Origin of the sequence: Pseudomonas sp. P7759 (assembly GCF_013386445.1) — a bacterium.
GTDB lineage: Bacteria > Pseudomonadota > Gammaproteobacteria > Pseudomonadales > Pseudomonadaceae > Aquipseudomonas > Aquipseudomonas azotoformans_A.
This window is the reverse complement of sequence record NZ_JACART010000006.1, coordinates 516584-533358: the sequence shown is the minus strand read 5'-3', so window position 1 is coordinate 533358 and position 16775 is coordinate 516584. Positions and strand designations below refer to the sequence as shown.

Here is a 16775-nt window from a genome sequence, read left to right as displayed (position 1 = left end):
TTTTGAAAAGCATTCCAAATGTGGGAGCGGGCTTGCTCGCGAAGGGGCCAGCACTGACGACGCTAAGCCCTGAACTGCCCCAGGCTCGCCTTCAACTGCGCCGCCAGCCCATCGAGCACCTTGCCACTGGCGGTGGTTTCCACCACCGCCTGGGCGGCACGCTCGGCCTGGGCATGGATCACCTCGACCCTACCCCGCACTGCATGAGCACCCTGGGCTTGATGCTCGGCCGCGCGTGTCGCCAAGCCAATCGCCGCATGCACCTGCTCCACCGAAGCCTGCACCGTCTGCTGCAAGCGCACGCTGTCACGCAGCACCAGCAAACCTTCATTAGCCTGACGCCCGGCCTTGCCGATGGTTTCCACCGCCTCCCGCGCGCCCTGCTGCAACGCCACGATATGCGCCTGGATATCGCCGGTGGAGCTTTGGGTCTTGCTCGCCAGCGCCCGCACCTCATCGGCCACTACGGCAAAACCACGCCCGGTTTCACCGGCACGCGCCGCCTCGATCGCGGCGTTGAGGGCGAGCAAATTGGTCTGCTCGGCAATGCCGTGAATCACGGTCAGCACTACCTCGATCTGCTGGCTTTGCTGGGCCAGGCGCTCGATGACGGTGGAACCCGCTTGTACTTGGCCCGCCAGCGCCTCGATCAAACTGCCGACCTCAGCCGAGGTGCGCGAGTTTTCATCCGTCGCCTGGCGAATATCCACCACTTGCTGCAACGCCGCCTGCATCGCATGGCTTTCGGCCTGCGCCTCGTCGGCCATCTGCGACAACGCGCGCAAGCTTTCGGCCACCTCATCGCGCTGCAAGCCGGCCGCTGCGTCGGCACCGGCATTGCGCAAGGTCATCGCGCCGATTTCCACGCCGGTGCGCTGGGCCACATCCCCCGCCTCGCGAACGATGGGCTGCAACTTATCCACAAAGCGATTGACCGCCGACGCCATGTCGCCAATTTCATCCTTGCTGCTGATTTGCACACGCTTGGTGAGGTCACCCTCGCCTGCAGCCAAGTCGTCCATGGCCGCGATCAGCAGCTTCAGGCGGTTGACCACACGGCGCCCGAGCACGATGGCGATCAACAGCAACACGCCCAAACCGACCAGCGCCAAGCCCATGCCGATGCGCCAGCGCAAGGTGCCGGCGGCGTCCTGGACGGCGCTGGTGGTGTTGGCGGTCATCTGTGTAGCGGTGGCTTGCGCGGATTGCAGGCGCGCGCCCATCGCGGCAGCGCTATCGGCCGCCGCGCCCTTGAGGCTGTCGCCCACCAGCTGGTCACCGCTGGCGATCAGTGCGGCGAAGCGCTTATCCAGCGCGGCCAGATCCGCCTCCACTGCGGCAGTGGAAACCCCCATGCGCACTTTGCCGATCTCCACGCCGTTGGGGCTGATGGACGCCTCAACATAGAACACCGAAGGGTCATCTTTGGCCGCATCCAGCACTTTATCCAAGGCGCGGTCACCCTTGCCCTTTTCCAACAGCGCCTGGTTGATCGGGTTTTCACGGTTGAGGTAGCGAGTCAAGTGCTCACCCGCCGCGTCGTCATAGACCACGAACAGCACGTTGGGATTGCGCTGGGCACGCCGGGCAAATTCCGACAGCGTCGGCACGTCACTGTCCCACATGGCGCGGGGTGCCACCGAGGCCAGCAGCTGCGCCATGTCATTGGCGGAGTCTTTCAGGTCTTTTTCCAGGGTCGCACGCAGTTGCTTCTGCTCTTCCTGCAGGCGGGTTGAAAGCCCGGCTGTCAGGCGTTGACGGGTACTGCTCGACAAGCTGTCCAGGCTGGACGTGACTTCTTTACCGGCTTGGGCCAATTCACCCGACAGTTTCTGGCTGTCGATACCCAGGCGATTACCCAAATCAGCTTCCAACGCGGTGACGGTGCTTCGCGTCAGGGCGACGGCCACCAGCACTTGCACCAAAAGGGCGATACCTAGGGTAACGAACACTGGCCGCAACAGACGGCTTTGTAACAATGAGAGAACGGCAGACATCGGGAATCCCTCCACCACGGGTGCCATTAATTTGATAGCACCGCGAAAGAAAGAACCAAAGCAAGGGTCGTGCCGCCCAGGCGACAGAAACGACAAAGGGCTCCCGAAGGAGCCCTTTGCTTTTTACATCAACAGCTTATTAAGCGAACGGGTGACGCAGAACGATGGTTTCGTTGCGGTCCGGACCTGTCGAAATAATGTCAATCGGCGCACCGATCAGCTCTTCGACACGCTTGATGTAGGCGCGGGCGTTAGCCGGCAGCTCTTCCAGGGTCTTGGCGCCCACGGTCGATTCGGTCCAGCCCGGCACTTCTTCGTACACAGGCTGCAGGCCCACGTAGCTGTCGGCGTCGGTCGGAGCAACGTCCTTGCCTTCGGCATCTTTGTAGCCGATGCAGATGTTGATGGTTTCCAGGCCGTCGAGGACGTCCAGCTTGGTCAGGCAGATGCCCGAGATGCTGTTCACATCGATAGCGCGACGCAGGATAACGGCGTCGAACCAGCCACAACGACGGGCGCGGCCAGTAGTTGCGCCGAATTCGTGACCTTGCTTGGCCAGGTGAGCGCCGACGTCGTCGAACAGCTCAGTCGGGAACGGGCCCGAACCTACGCGAGTGGTGTAGGCCTTGGTGATGCCCAGGATGTAGTCCAGGAACATCGGGCCAACGCCGGAACCGGTCGCAACGCCGCCAGCGGTGGTGTTGGAGCTGGTCACGTACGGGTAGGTGCCGTGGTCGATGTCCAGCAGGGAGCCTTGGGCGCCTTCGAACATGATGTCTTTGCCAGCGCGACGCAGGTCGTGCAGTTCGGCAGTGACATCCAACATCAGAGGCTTGAGCAGCTCAGCGTATTCCTTGCACTCGGCCAGGGTTTTCTCGAACTCGATGGCTGGCTCTTTGTAGTAACCGACCAGCATGAAGTTGTGGTAATCCACCAGTTCACGAAGCTTGTCTTCAAAGCGCGGCATGTTGAGCAGGTCGCCCACACGCAGGCCACGACGCGCAACCTTGTCTTCGTACGCCGGGCCGATGCCGCGACCGGTGGTACCGATCTTCAGCTCGCCACGGGCCTTTTCACGGGCCTGGTCCAGCGCAACGTGGAAGGACAGGATCAGCGGGCAGGACGGGCTGATACGCAGGCGCTCGCGCACCGGTACGCCTTTCTCTTCCAGCTTGGTGATCTCACGCAGCAAGGCGTCAGGTGCAACCACCACGCCGTTGCCGATCAGGCACTGCACGCCTTCGCGCAGCACGCCCGATGGGATCAGGTGCAAGACGGTTTTTTCGCCATCGATGACCAGGGTGTGGCCAGCGTTGTGGCCACCTTGGTAGCGCACTACGGCGGCAGCATGTTCGGTCAGCAGATCAACGATCTTGCCTTTGCCCTCATCACCCCATTGGGTGCCCAGGACTACGACATTCTTACCCATAACACTTGTCCTCATTCGCGCAAACTTGGTGCCGGCGATGGCCGGCAGGAAAACTCAAGAAGCCAGTGGCGATACTTGCCAAAGCCCGTTCTGCAGAATCAATTGCCGGTCGCAGTCCGCATCACGGGCGGCGGCCAATGGTTGCCCAGGCAAGGCCTGGACGACACGCTGACCCTCACTGCGCAACTGGCAAACCTGCTGCCAGAGTGCTGCGTCCGTACTGTCGGGCATCCAGATGCCACCAGACGGCAGCTCGACCTCAGCACGCCCCAGGGTCACCAGGGTTTTCAAATCGGTGGAGAAACCAGTGGCCGGACGCGCACGACCAAAGTCGGCGCCGATATCGTCATAACGACCACCTTGGGCGATGGCCTGGCCAACACCCGGTACAAAGACGGCAAACACCACACCGGTGTGGTAGTGGTAGCCACGCAACTCACCCAGGTCAAAGTACAGCGGCAGCTCCGGGAAGCGCGCCGACAACTGCTCGGCAATCGCGAGCACGTCGTCCAGTGCAGCCAGGACCGGCGCCGGCGCCTTGGCCAGGCGCTCACGGGCAGCCACCAGCACTTCACGGCCGCCGCACAGGTTCACCAATGCACGCAGCATGTCGGCCAAGTCGGCAGGCACGCCAGCGGTCAGGGCAATCACTTCATCGATGGCCTTGCGTTGCAGGGCATCGAACAGCTGTTGTTCCACTTCACCAGACAAACCGGCCGCACGGGCCAGGCCACGGTAGATACCGACGTGACCCAGGTCCATGTGGACATCCGGCACGTCGGCCAGTTGCAGCATGGCCAGCATCAAGCTGATCACTTCAACGTCGCTGCTCGGGCTGGCATCGCCGTACAATTCGGCGCCCAACTGAATCGGGCTACGGGACGACGACAAGGCACGCGGCTGTGCATGCAGCACACTGCCGGCGTAGCACAGGCGGCTCGGACCTTCGCGGCGCAGGGTGTGCGCATCGATGCGCGCCACTTGCGGCGTGATGTCGGCACGGAAACCCATTTGCCGGCCCGATTGCGGGTCGATAACCTTGAAGGTGCGCAGATCCAGGTCCTGGCCCGCGCCGGTCAGCAGGGATTCCAGGTACTCGATATGGGGAGTCACGACAAATTCGTAACCCCAGCTCTGGAACAGATCCAACACCTGGCGACGCGCTACTTCGATGCGCGCAGCTTCTGGTGGCAGTACTTCTTCGATGCCATCTGGCAGCAGCCAGCGGTCTACCGTTGCCATTACGCCATTCCCCTTTGATCCGGGCGGCCAGCCCTCGGCCGAGCCTTGAGTGAAGCAGAAAATACCCGCCCCCTGCATAAACCACGCGCAAGAGCGACGTGACGAACGGCCTGTAATCGGCCTCGTCGGGCACTTTCCTCGAAAAACCTGTCACGCCTGCCGAATCAAACATGCAGACGCAAAAAAGCCGGGAATTTCCCGGCTGCCGCATCATACACCCGTTTTCTGAAAGGATCACCCCGCCAGGCGTTTTAGCCGCCCGACGGGAGTGAAACCTACAGAATCACAGGCTGGTTACTTGGACTTTTCCAGGTAGCGGAAGAAGTCGCTGCTTGGGTCCAGCACCATGACGTCGGTTTTGTTCGCGAAGCTTTCACGGTAGGCGCGCAGGCTACGGTAGAACGCGTAGAACTCCTGGTCCTGGCCGTAGGCCTTGGCGTAGATCGCCGCGGCTTGAGCATCGCCATCACCACGGGCCTCTTCAGACTCGCGATAAGCTTCGGCCAACAGTACACGGCGCTGACGGTCGGCATCCGCACGGATACCTTCTGCCAGCTCGTTACCCTTGGCGCGGTGCTCACGGGCTTCACGCTCACGCTCGGTGCTCATACGCTCGAACACGCTGCGGTTCACTTCCTTCGGCAGGTCGATCGCCTTGACCCGGACATCAACCACTTCAATGCCCAGTTCTTTCTCTGCCATCGTGTTCAGCGAACGCGTGATGTCAGCCATCAACGCGTCACGCTCACCGGATACCACCTCGTGCAGGGTGCGCTTACCAAACTGGTCACGCAGGCCCGATTCCAGACGGCGCGACAAACGCTCGTCGGCAATTTGCTTGAGGCCGGAGGTCGCGGTGTAGAAGCGCTCGGCATCCTTGACGCGCCACTTGGCGTAGGCGTCAACCATCACGGCTTTCTTTTCCAGGGTCAGGAAGCGCTGTGTCGGTGCATCCAGGGTCATCAGGCGGGCGTCGAACTTGCGCACCTGGTTGACGTAGGGGACTTTCACATGCAGGCCCGGCTGGACATCCGCCTGGACCACGCGACCGAATTGCAGCAGCACCGCACGCTCGGTCTGAGCCACGATGTAGAAGCAGTTCCAGGCAGCGATGACCACGACGACGCCCACAATCAGGGCGGTCAGCGATTTATTGCTCATCAACGACTCTCCCTGGTACGTGTTTGCTGTTGCAGCAAGTCAGCGGCCGCACGGGCGCTCGCTTCGTTGGCAGCGGCATTGGAACCGGTGGACGGTGCGCTGGTGCTGCTACGACCACCTTCGATCATCTTGTCCAGCGGCAGGTACAGCAGGTTGTTCTGCCCACCTTTGCTGCCGGTCACGAGAACCTTGCTGGTGTTGCTGAAGACTTCCTGCATGGTGTCCAGGTACAGACGCTCGCGCGTAACTTCCGGCGCCTTGCGGTACTCGGCGACCAGCTTGGTAAAGCGATCCGCCTCACCCTTGGCGCGGGAGACCACTTCGTCGCGGTAACCGTTGGCATCCTCGAGGATGCGCTGGGCCTGACCACGGGCTTCCGGCACGACACCGTTGGCGTAGGTTTCAGCCTGGTTACGCGAACGCTGCTCGTCTTCACGGGCACGGATCACATCATCGAAGGCTTCCTGCACTTCACGCGGTGCAGCTGCGCTCTGTACGTTCACCTGGGTAACGGTGATACCGGTGCGATAAGTATCGAGGAACCGTTGCAGGCGCTCCTTGATCTCGCTGGCCATCAATTCACGACCTTCGGTCAGCACCTGGTCCATCGCAGTCGAACCGACGACGTGGCGAAGGGCACTTTCGGTGGCGTGTTGCAGGCTGATTTCCGGCTGATCAACGTTCAGCACGAAGTCCTGCAGGTTGCTGATCTTGTACTGCACGGTCAGCGGCACTTCGACGATGTTCTCGTCTTCGGTCAGCATCTGGCCTTGCTTGGTGTAGGCACGCTCACGCGTGACGTTTTCCATGTACTTCTTGTCGATCGGCGGGAAGTAGATGTTCAGGCCAGGGCCGACAGTCTCGTAGTACTTGCCGAAGCGCAGCACCACGGCTTGCTCCTGCTCGTCCACCACGTAGACAGCGCTGTACAGCCATACGGCCGCCAGCACGACAAGCCCCAGGCCCAGCAGGCCATAGCCGCCGCCCTTGCTTGTGCGACCGCCGTCGTCACCACCGCGTTTTTTTCCACCACCGAACAACCCATTCAGGCTTTCCTGCAGCTTTCGGAAGGCCTCGTCGAGATCTGGTGGCCCCTTGCGGTCGCCATTATTGCGGCGTTTACCACCCCAAGGATCCTGATTATTCGAGTTGCCACCCGGCTCATTCCAAGCCATAGCGCTCTCCATCTGATAAAGCAAAGACGCACCCACGGCGCGCCGACCAATGCTACAGAATGCCTGCCACTGCGGCACAACCGCTTTAGGAGGCTTTTATTGCAAAGTGTGTTGTTCGATGAACTCTGTCGGTACAACGCCCTCACGGCTGACCAGCCGATTGAGCTCCGAGCGCGGCAATCGAACGGCCAGCAAGCTGACACCTTTTTCGTCGTGTTCTTCTTTCTGTACCGCGCCCAACTCGAAAAACTGTGCACGCAGTCGAGCAAAACGCTGGGGCAAGCGCAAGGTGCCAACGAACAAATCGCCGCCGAGCAACTCGGCAATGGCCTGTTCAAGCAACTCAAGACCACTGCCATCACGCGCTGACAGCCAGACCCGCTGGGGCTTGCCATTCTCATCGCGCTGGATTTGTGGCTCAACGCCTTCAAGCAAATCGAGTTTGTTATAGACCTCGAGGATCGGCAAGTCCTGGGCACCAATCTCGCCCAGCACCAGCATCACCTGTTCAATCTGCAACATGCGATCCGGTTCAGCCGCATCGATCACGTGCAACAGCAGGTCGGAATTGCTCGACTCTTCGAGCGTAGACCGAAATGCCTCGACCAGCTTGTGCGGCAAGTGACGAATGAAGCCCACGGTGTCGGCCAGGACAATCGGCCCCAGGTCGTCCAGATCCAGACGGCGCAGGGTCGGGTCGAGGGTGGCGAACAGTTGGTCGGCCGCGTACACGTCCGATTTCGTCACATTATTGAAGAGTGTAGATTTGCCGGCGTTGGTATAGCCCACCAGGGACACGGTCGGGATATCCGCGCGGGTACGCCCACGGCGCGATTGCTCACGCTGGCTGCGCACTTTCTCGAGGCGACCCTTGATCTGGCGCAGGCGAACCCGCAACAGGCGTCGGTCGGTCTCGAGCTGGGTTTCACCCGGCCCGCGCATGCCGATACCCCCACCTTGACGCTCAAGGTGGGTCCAGCCACGGACCAAGCGGGTACTCATGTGGTCAAGCTGGGCCAGTTCAACCTGGAGCTTGCCTTCATGGGTACGGGCGCGCTGGGCAAAAATATCGAGAATCAGACCGGTACGGTCAATCACGCGACACTCGAAGACACGTTCGAGGTTACGTTCCTGACTGGGCGTGAGGACGTGATTGAAGATCACCAGATCGGCTTCTTCGGCATGGACCAGGTCGCGCAGTTCCTCGACCTTGCCGCTGCCAATCAGGAATTTGGCGGTTGGCCGATGACGCGGCACGTTAAAAAACGCAACGGTCTCGGCGCCGGCCGAATTTGCCAACTCCTGAAACTCCTGCGGATCTTCGCGCGCCTCAGGGTCCTGTCCATCCAAGTGAACGAGGATTACCCGCTCACCACCACCGTGGCGCTCAAAGAACAAAGGAGACTCCTATCAGGCGTTACCTGGCTCAGCGTCAGCTGCTTCATCACCGGCGGCGCTAGGCAGACGGATTGGACGAACAGGAACGACTGTCGAGATAGCGTGCTTGTAGACCATCTGGCTGACGGTATTTTTCAGCAGGATCACGAACTGGTCGAACGACTCGATCGTGCCTTGCAGCTTGATACCGTTGACCAGGTAGATGGAAACCCCCACTTTCTCTTTACGTAAAGTATTCAAGTAAGGGTCTTGTAGCGAATGCCCTTTTGACATGTGCCGCACTCCTTTAAGGATCAATAATAAAAAATCGGAAAATAGATAGCTTATGGCCGTCACACCCCCAAGGATAGACGGCAATTGCAAGGACTCAGCTCAATATGGAGACCGATCCCAAGTATTTCAAGGCGCGTGACAGATTGTCGCTGTCCAGGCTGTCCAGCCAGTGCAAATCGCTCCAGCTGCGCAACCAGGTGAACTGGCGTTTCGCCAATTGGCGCGTGGCAATGATGCCGCGTTCCTGCATTTCGGCTGACGTCAGCTTGCCATCCAGATGATCCCAGACTTGGCGATAGCCTACAGCACGTATCGAAGGTAACCCTGGATGCAGGTCACCTCTGGAACGCAGAGCTACGACCTCGTCCACAAACCCCTGTTCCAACATAATTGTGAATCTTTGTGCAATTCGATCATGCAGCACCTGGCGATTTGCCGGAGCGATGGCCAGATTCGCCACAGTATAGGGCAATTGTGACGCGCCAGATGCGCCTGCGTCAGCACTTTGCGCACTTTGTTTCAGGCGATGTTCAGTCATGGTCTGCCCGCTCACGCGCCAGACTTCCAGGGCGCGAGTGAGGCGCTGGGGGTCATTGGGGTGAATGCGCGCGGCGGACACCGGGTCCACGGCGGCCAACTGGTCGTGCAAGGCTTGCCAGCCAAGGCGTGCAGCCTCTTCTTCGAGTTCGGCGCGCACCTGGGCGTCGGCCGGCGGCATATCCGCCAGGCCTTCCTGCAAAGCCTTGTAATAGAGCATCGTACCGCCCACCAGCAGCGGAATATTGCCCCGCGCAGTAATGTCGGCCATGGCCGCCAGGGCGTCGGTGCGAAAATCCGCCGCCGAATAGCTCTCTGACGGGTCGATGATGTCAATCAGCTTATGCGGATATTGGGCCAACAGCTCCTTGGAAGGCTTGGCCGTGCCGATATCCATGTCCCGGTAAACCAGGGCAGAGTCGACACTGATCAGCTCGCACGGCAGCACCTTGGTCAGCTCGATGGCCAGGTCGGTCTTGCCGGCGGCCGTGGGGCCCATCAGGAAGATCGCGGGGGGCAAGGCACTCATCAACGGCCGCGCAAGAACAGTTTGTCCAGATCGTCCAGGCCCATCTGGGTCCAGGTCGGTCGGCCATGGTTGCATTGCCCGCTGCGCTCGGTGTTTTCCATGTCGCGTAGCAGGCCGTTCATTTCCGGCAGGGCCAGGCGGCGATTGGCGCGGATGGCGCCGTGGCAGGCCATGGTGCCGAGCAATTCGTTGATGTGCGCCTGGATACGGTCACTGGTGCCGTATTCCATCAGGTCCGCCAGCACGTCGGCGACCAGACGGTTGGCCTCGGCCTGCTTGAGCAGCGCAGGAATCTGGCGGATGGCCAGGGTTTCCGGGCCCAGGCGCTGCAATTCAAAGCCCAGCTTCTGGAACACACCGTGGTGTTCCTCGGCACAATCGGCCTCACGCTGACTGACCGCCAGGGACTCCGGCACCAGCAGCGGCTGGCCGCTGAGACCTTCGCTGGCCATGGCGATCTTGAGGCGTTCGTACATGATCCGCTCGTGGGCGGCGTGCATGTCCACCAACACCAGGCCATGGGCGTTTTCCGCCAGAATGTAGATACCCTTGAGCTGCGCCAACGCGTAGCCCAGCGGCGGAATATCCCCGCCGCCTTCCGGCAAGGCCACAGGCGCGCCCGTTTCGGCACCTGGCAACGGCGCGAAAAACTCGAGATAAGCCGCTTGGGCTTCAGCCACAGGTACTGCTGATTGCGGGCGCGGCGTGTATTGGTATTGATAACCCGAGCCGGCGCCAGCATTCGGCGCGGTATAGGCAGGTTGCGACTGCGGCGATTGCAGCAGGTTGGCCGCCAGGCTCATTTCGCCCTGAGGGCCGAACTCACCGGCTTGCGGGCCACTCGGACGGACCACGGCCGTCACAATCGGCGCGGACAGCTGATCATCCGGACGTACATCACCCAGCGTGCGGTGCAAGGTGCCATAGAGGAAGTCATGCACCATGCGCCCATCACGGAAGCGCACTTCGTGCTTGGTCGGGTGCACGTTGACGTCCACCACCGACGGGTCGACCTCGAAGAACAACACAAACGTGGGGTGACGCCCGTTGAACAGCACATCGCGATAGGCCTGGCGCACCGCGTGGGCCACCAGTTTGTCGCGCACCGCACGGCCGTTCACAAAGAAGTACTGCAAGTCCGCCTGGCTGCGGGAGAAAGTCGGCAAACCGACCCAACCCCACAGCCGCAGGCCATTGCGCTCGATTTCAATCGGCAGCGCCTGCTCCAGGAAACCCGGCCCGCAAATCGCTGACACCCGGCGAGCACGCGCGGCGTCATCGTGGGCTTCGTGCAGGCTGAGAATGGTCTTGCCGTTATGCCGCAGGTGGAATGCCACATCGAAGCGGGCCAGGGCCAGGCGCTTGATGACTTCCTGCAGGTGATCGAATTCGGTTTTCTCGGCCTTGAGGAATTTGCGCCGCGCCGGGGTGTTGAAGAACAGGTCGCGCACTTCCACCGACGTACCGACGGGATGGGCTGCCGGCTGGACCCGAGGCGCCATGTCGCGACCTTCGGTTTCCACCTGCCAGGCCTGCTCGGCGCTGCGGGTACGGGACGTCAGGGTCAGGCGCGCCACGGAGCTGATGGACGCCAGCGCCTCACCGCGAAAGCCCAGGCTCATCACCCGCTCAAGGTCTTCCAGGTCGCGAATCTTGCTGGTGGCGTGACGGGCCAGGGCCAGCGGCAGGTCGTCGGACGAGATGCCGCTGCCATCATCCCGCACGCGCAGCAGCTTGACGCCGCCCTGTTCCACGTCGACATCAATGCGCTTGGCGCCGGAGTCGATACTGTTTTCCAGCAGCTCCTTGATCACCGAGGCCGGACGCTCCACCACCTCACCGGCCGCAATCTGGTTGGCAAGGCGCGGGCTGAGCAGTTCGATGCGTGAGCCGTTATCCAGGATCGAGTCGCTCATTACTGCGCCGCCAATTCGGTGCCAGGGATGGTCAACACCTGGCCGACTTTCAATTCATCGGTCTTCAGGTTGTTGGCGCTGCGCAAGGTCGCGGCCGACACCTGGAAACGCACAGCCAGCATGGCCAGGGTGTCGCCGGGCTGTACGCGATGGTCACGTGGGCCCTGGGCGATTTTCCCCGAGTCACGCAGCCAGGCGATGTAGGTGCCCGGTGGCGGATTCTGCTGGAAGAACTGGCGCACACCGGCACTGATGGAACGCGCCAGCGCTTGCTGGTGGCTGGCGCTGGCCAGCTTCGAGGCCTCGTTGGAGTTGGAGATAAACCCGGTCTCCACCAGGATCGATGGGATATCCGGCGACTTCAACACCATGAATCCTGCTTGTTCCACGCGCTGTTTGTGCAGCGAGGTGACCCGGCCGATGTTACTCAGGACCTTCTGGCCCACGTTCAAGCTGGACGTCAGCGAAGCGGTCATCGACAGGTCGAGCAGTACGCCGGCGAGCATTTTGTCTTTGTCATCAAGGGAGACGTTACCCGCCCCGCCGATCAAGTCGGAACGGTTTTCACTGTCGGCCAGCCAGCGGGCGGTCTCAGACGTCGCGCCGCGATCCGACAGGGCAAACACCGAGGCGCCAAAGGCTGCGGTAGAAGGCGCGGCGTCGGCATGGATCGACACGAACAGGTCAGCGCCTTTCTTGCGGGCAATTTCGGTACGGCCGCGCAACGGAATGAAGTAGTCGCCGGTACGGGTCAGCTCAGCGCGGTAGCCTTTCATCGCGTTGATCTGGCGCTGCAGTTCACGGGCAATCGCCAGCACCACGTCTTTTTCATGCTGGCCGCGTGAACCGGAAGCGCCCGGGTCTTCGCCACCATGACCGGCGTCGATCACCACGATGATGTCACGCTTGCCGGCGGGAGCCGGTGGCGGCGGAGGCAGCTTGACCTGCGGTTGCGACGGGTTGACCGGCACCGCCGGGACAGTCGCGACGCTTGGAGGCGGTGCAGGCGGCGGATTGGCATCGGCGGCATTGTCGAACAGGTCGACCACCAGTCGGTTGCCGTACTGGGCGTTGGGCGCCAAGGAGAAGCTTTTCGGGGTCACGACCTTTTTCAGGTCGATCACCACACGCAGGTCGGTCGGCGTGCGTTGGGCCGAGCGCATGGCGGTAATCGGGGTATTGGCGGTGGACACTTTCAACGGCGCAGCCAGGGTCGCGCCGTTGATGTCGATCACCAGGCGATCAGGCGCCGTCAGGGTAAAGACGCTGTGCTGGACCGGGCCAGACAGGTCGAACACCAGTCGCGTGTTATCCGGCGCTCGCCACAGGCGAACACTTTTCACCTGTGAAGCAGCCAGAGCATTGACAGTCATTGCCGCAAGCAACACCCCCACGACAGCAACCAACGCGCGAAAGCGCATACCTAACCCCACCAATTATTTGAATTCCAATGCCAAAGCGGCGCACCACGACTGGCCGCGCGCGCTCTGGGGCAACAACTTCAACTGACGTCCATGCTCATGCGGCGTAATGGTAATGGTCATGTCAGGCTTTGGCAAAAAGCCTGTGCCTTTATCTGGCCACTCGATCAGGCACAACGCATCTTCATCGAAGTAATCCCGGATCCCCATATATTCGAGCTCTTCGGGGTCAACCAGACGATAAAGGTCAAAGTGGAAGGCGCGCACTGCACCAATCTCGTAGGGTTCTACCAGGGTGAACGTAGGGCTTTTTACTGCCCCTGTATGGCCCAACCCTCGGATAATCCCTCGGGATAGCGTGGTCTTGCCCGCCCCCAAGTCACCTTCCAGAAAGATCAGCCCTGCACCCGCCGTCACCTGCGCAATGCGTTGCCCGAACGCAACCATGGCCTCTTCATCGGCCAGGAAAAGGATTACTTCAGACACGGCGATTGCTCCTCCAGCAATTGACGAATGGCGGGTATCAAGTCGCTGGCAGCCAAGCCGCGACCAAAGGTGCCCTGGCGATCGCCCGCCGTGGCATGCAACCAAACTGCCAGGCAGCTTGCCTCATAAGCCGGCATGCCTTGGGCCAGCAACGCGCCCACCAGCCCGGCCAGGACATCACCGAGCCCCGCCGTTGCCATCGCCGGATGGCCTTGGTCACAGCGTGAAACACGTCCGTCCGGACTGGCAATCAAACTGCCAGCCCCCTTGAGGATAGCCACTGCATTGAATTTCTGAGTCAACGCGCGCGCCACCTTAAGACGATCGGCCTGAACCTCGGCTGTCGAAAGGCCCAACAACCGCGCAGCCTCCCCCGGATGCGGGGTGATCACGCTGTTGGCTGGCAAGCTGATGCCGCCATTGGCGAGCTGATTCAAGGCGTCGGCATCCCAGACTTGCGGCTGCCTGGCGTTGGCGGCGACGGACAGCAGGCTTTTGCCCCAGGACGCTTCACCCAGCCCAGGCCCGATCACAATGACCGAGATCTTTTCCAACAAGCCCATCAGTTGGTTGGCCGAGCTGAGGCCGACGGTCATGACTTCCGGCAAGCGAGCCAAAGCGGCTAGCACGTGTTCTGGGCGCGTCGCCAGGGACACCATGCCCGCGCCACTGCGCAAGGCACTTTCGGCGCTCAGCAAGGCGGCGCCGCCAAAGCCGTGGTCACCGCCAATGACCAACAGGTGGCCAAACTGGCCTTTATGGGCGTCCGGCGAACGGGCCGGCAGTTGCGGCAAATGGCCGTGCAACAGGGGCTGTACGTCGGTTATTGCGTGTTTTGTCTGCGGCATGCGTCTTCAAGCTCCGATGTCTGGCAGAATTATACGCATCTAACCTGTGGTTTCCCGTGTCTCATGCCTGCTATTACGTCCGATCTGCCCGCCCTCGCCCAATCGATCAAAGACTGGGGCCGCGAGCTGGGCTTTCAACAAGTCGGCATCAGCGGCCTGGACCTGGCCGAGCATGAGCAGCACCTGCAACGCTGGCTCGACGCGGGCTATCACGGCGAGATGGACTACATGGGCGCCCATGGCAGCAAACGCTCCCACCCCGATGAACTGGTGCCGGGCACCTTGCGCGTGGTGTCGCTGCGCATGGATTACCTGCCGGGCGACACGCAAATGGCCCAATTGCTGGCCAAGCCGGAAAAAGCCTATATCTCGCGGTACGCCCTGGGCCGCGATTATCACAAGCTGATCCGCAAGCGCGTGCAGCAACTGGCCGACCGCATCCAGGCGCAGATCGGCCCATTCGGTTTCCGTGCCTTTGTCGACAGTGCGCCGGTGCTGGAAAAAGCCATCGCCGAAAAAGCCGGGCTGGGCTGGATCGGTAAAAACACCCTGGTCCTCAATCGCAAGGCCGGCAGCTATTTCTTCCTCAGCGAGCTGTTTGTCGACTTGCCACTGCCGATCGACGCGCCCCACAGTACCGAACATTGCGGCCGCTGCACGGCTTGCCTGGACATCTGCCCCACCAATGCCTTCGTCGGTCCTTACGTGCTGGACGCGCGACGCTGCATTTCCTACCTGACCATCGAGCTGAAAAACGCGATCCCCGAGGACCTGCGTCCCCTGATCGGCAACCGTGTGTTCGGCTGCGATGATTGTCAGATCGTGTGCCCGTGGAATCGTTTCGCCCGCTCTACCGCCGAAAGCGATTTCAAACCACGCCACAACCTGGATAACGCGGAGCTGGCCGAGCTGTTTATGTGGGACGAGGATAAATTCCTCAGCAGTACCGAAGGCTCACCGCTGCGTCGTGCCGGCTACGAGCGCTGGCTGCGCAACCTGGCGGTGGGCCTGGGCAATGCGCCGTCGAGTATTCCGGTGCTGGAAGCCTTGAAGGCGCGCCGGGATTACCCGTCGGAGCTGGTGCGCGAACACGTGGAATGGGCGCTGAACCAGCACGCTACGCGCTAGTGCACGTCGTCGTTGTAGACGAACTTGGGCATTTCCCAGTGAAAACGGATCGCCAGCAGGCGTAATAGAAAGCCGCTGAACAGGGTCAACAGGATCGACTGCTCGCTGGGCAGTTCCAGATAAAGGCAGAGCATGTAGAACCAGGCGGCGAGGAACGACACGCTGGCGTACAGCTCACGACGGAAGATCAGCGGGATGTCGTTGCAGAAGATGTCGCGCAGGATGCCACCGAAAACTCCAGTGATCACACCACTGACCGACGCCACCAGCATGCCGTGGCCCATCTCCAACGCGGTCATGCAGCCGATCAGGGTGAAGGCCACCAGGCCCACGGCGTCCAGTGCCAGGAACAGCGAGCGCAGGCGGCGCATCAGCGGTGCAATAAAGATCGTCACCAGTGCGGCAATAGAGGTCAGCACCAGGTATTCCGGGTGCTTGACCCAGGTCAGTGGGTAATGCCCGAGCAGCACATCACGCACCGAACCGCCCCCCAACGCCGTCACACAGGCAATCAGCACCACGCCAAACCAGTCCATGCCGCGTCGCCCGGCCGACAGCGCGCCGGTCATGGCTTCGGCGGTGATGGCGATGAGGTAGAGCATCAGCAGCATGAGGGCGATCCTTGCATTGAGGCCGGCAGTCTAATCATTTGCTGACGGCACCAAAAGGGGGCGTCACGCTTTGATGAAATGCTTGCGGTAATGCTGCAACTCGGCAATCGACTCGCGAATATCATCCAGCGCCAAATGCGTGCTGCCTTTATGAAAGCTGTCTTTGACTTCCGGCGCCCAACGCGCGGCCAGCTCTTTGAGTGTCGACACATCCAGGTTGCGGTAATGGAAGTAGCTTTCCAGCCCTTTCATGTGGGTATAAAGGAAGCGACGGTCCTGGCAGATGCTGTTGCCGCAGATCGGCGACTTGCCCTTGGGCACCCATTTTTCCAGGAAGGCGATAGTCTCGGCTTCGGCTTCGGCCATGCTGATGCGGCTGTCGCGCACGCGCTGGGTCAGGCCGGAGTTGCCGTGGGTGCGGGTGTTCCACTCGTCCATGGTGGCGAGGACGGCATCGCTGTGGTGGATGGCGATCACCGGACCTTCGGCCAAGGTGTTGAGGTTGCTGTCGGTGACAATCGTCGCCATCTCGATGATGACGTCGGTGTCGGGGTTCAGACCGGTCATTTCCAGATCGATCCAAATCAGGTTCTGTGGGTTTTGCATGGCTTGATTCTCTTGGCA

At 61.2% G+C, this 16775-nt stretch carries 15 protein-coding genes; 1 reads left to right on the top strand and 14 read right to left on the bottom strand.

Annotated elements, in window-relative coordinates; all coding sequences use genetic code 11:
* Window positions 1–62 precede the first annotated feature (62 nt).
* From HX823_RS08360 to HX823_RS08305, 12 genes are all read right to left on the bottom strand, one after another.
* Window positions 63–1997 (bottom strand): methyl-accepting chemotaxis protein, encoded by a 1935-nt coding sequence (locus tag HX823_RS08360; RefSeq protein ID WP_177074623.1) that lies wholly within the window; start codon window positions 1995–1997, stop codon window positions 63–65.
* A gap of 139 nt (window positions 1998–2136) precedes the next feature.
* Window positions 2137–3426, bottom strand: coding sequence for an adenylosuccinate synthase (locus HX823_RS08355; RefSeq protein WP_003217505.1), 1290 nt, complete (start codon window positions 3424–3426; stop codon window positions 2137–2139).
* Between the two features lie 54 nt (window positions 3427–3480).
* On the bottom strand, window positions 3481–4668 hold the full coding sequence (locus tag HX823_RS08350; RefSeq protein ID WP_038850728.1) for an ATP phosphoribosyltransferase regulatory subunit: 1188 nt from the start codon (window positions 4666–4668) through the stop codon (window positions 3481–3483).
* A 294-nt stretch (window positions 4669–4962) separates the two neighbouring features.
* On the bottom strand, window positions 4963–5829 hold the full coding sequence (gene hflC, locus HX823_RS08345; RefSeq protein WP_010213607.1) for a protease modulator HflC: 867 nt from the start codon (window positions 5827–5829) through the stop codon (window positions 4963–4965).
* Window positions 5829–7004: an FtsH protease activity modulator HflK gene (gene hflK / locus HX823_RS08340; RefSeq protein WP_028615515.1), complete on the bottom strand. Its 1176-nt coding sequence runs from the start codon at window positions 7002–7004 to the stop codon at window positions 5829–5831. The genes hflC and hflK overlap by 1 nt, the downstream gene beginning before the upstream one ends.
* Before the next feature lie 96 nt (window positions 7005–7100).
* A complete protein-coding gene (gene hflX, locus HX823_RS08335; RefSeq protein WP_177074622.1) occupies window positions 7101–8402 on the bottom strand; it encodes a ribosome rescue GTPase HflX in 1302 nt (433 codons plus the stop codon).
* Window positions 8403–8414: 12 nt separating this feature from the next.
* Window positions 8415–8675, bottom strand: coding sequence for an RNA chaperone Hfq (hfq, locus tag HX823_RS08330; protein WP_016976904.1), 261 nt, complete (start codon window positions 8673–8675; stop codon window positions 8415–8417).
* Window positions 8676–8769: 94 nt separating this feature from the next.
* Window positions 8770–9741: a tRNA (adenosine(37)-N6)-dimethylallyltransferase MiaA gene (gene miaA / locus HX823_RS08325; protein WP_177074621.1), complete on the bottom strand. Its 972-nt coding sequence runs from the start codon at window positions 9739–9741 to the stop codon at window positions 8770–8772.
* On the bottom strand, window positions 9741–11657 hold the full coding sequence (mutL, locus tag HX823_RS08320; protein ID WP_177074620.1) for a DNA mismatch repair endonuclease MutL: 1917 nt from the start codon (window positions 11655–11657) through the stop codon (window positions 9741–9743). Before mutL ends, miaA begins: the two co-directional genes overlap by 1 nt.
* Window positions 11657–13078, bottom strand: coding sequence for an N-acetylmuramoyl-L-alanine amidase (locus tag HX823_RS08315; protein WP_033898464.1), 1422 nt, complete (start codon window positions 13076–13078; stop codon window positions 11657–11659). Before HX823_RS08315 ends, mutL begins: the two co-directional genes overlap by 1 nt.
* Before the next feature lie 15 nt (window positions 13079–13093).
* Window positions 13094–13564 (bottom strand): tRNA (adenosine(37)-N6)-threonylcarbamoyltransferase complex ATPase subunit type 1 TsaE, encoded by a 471-nt coding sequence (gene tsaE / locus HX823_RS08310; RefSeq protein ID WP_016976901.1) that lies wholly within the window; start codon window positions 13562–13564, stop codon window positions 13094–13096.
* Window positions 13552–14412, bottom strand: coding sequence for an NAD(P)H-hydrate dehydratase (locus HX823_RS08305; protein WP_177074619.1), 861 nt, complete (start codon window positions 14410–14412; stop codon window positions 13552–13554). Before HX823_RS08305 ends, tsaE begins: the two co-directional genes overlap by 13 nt.
* A gap of 63 nt (window positions 14413–14475) precedes the next feature.
* Between HX823_RS08305 and queG the strand changes: the two genes are divergently transcribed.
* Window positions 14476–15540 (top strand): tRNA epoxyqueuosine(34) reductase QueG, encoded by a 1065-nt coding sequence (gene queG / locus HX823_RS08300; protein ID WP_038850731.1) that lies wholly within the window; start codon window positions 14476–14478, stop codon window positions 15538–15540.
* On the opposite strand, the gene HX823_RS08295 is transcribed toward queG, so the two are convergent.
* Window positions 15537–16151, bottom strand: coding sequence for a trimeric intracellular cation channel family protein (locus HX823_RS08295; RefSeq protein WP_028615507.1), 615 nt, complete (start codon window positions 16149–16151; stop codon window positions 15537–15539). The genes queG and HX823_RS08295 overlap by 4 nt on opposite strands.
* 63 nt (window positions 16152–16214) lie before the next feature.
* Window positions 16215–16757, bottom strand: a complete 543-nt coding sequence (gene orn / locus HX823_RS08290) for an oligoribonuclease (protein ID WP_003171343.1) — start codon at window positions 16755–16757, stop codon at window positions 16215–16217.
* Window positions 16758–16775: the final 18 nt, after the last annotated feature.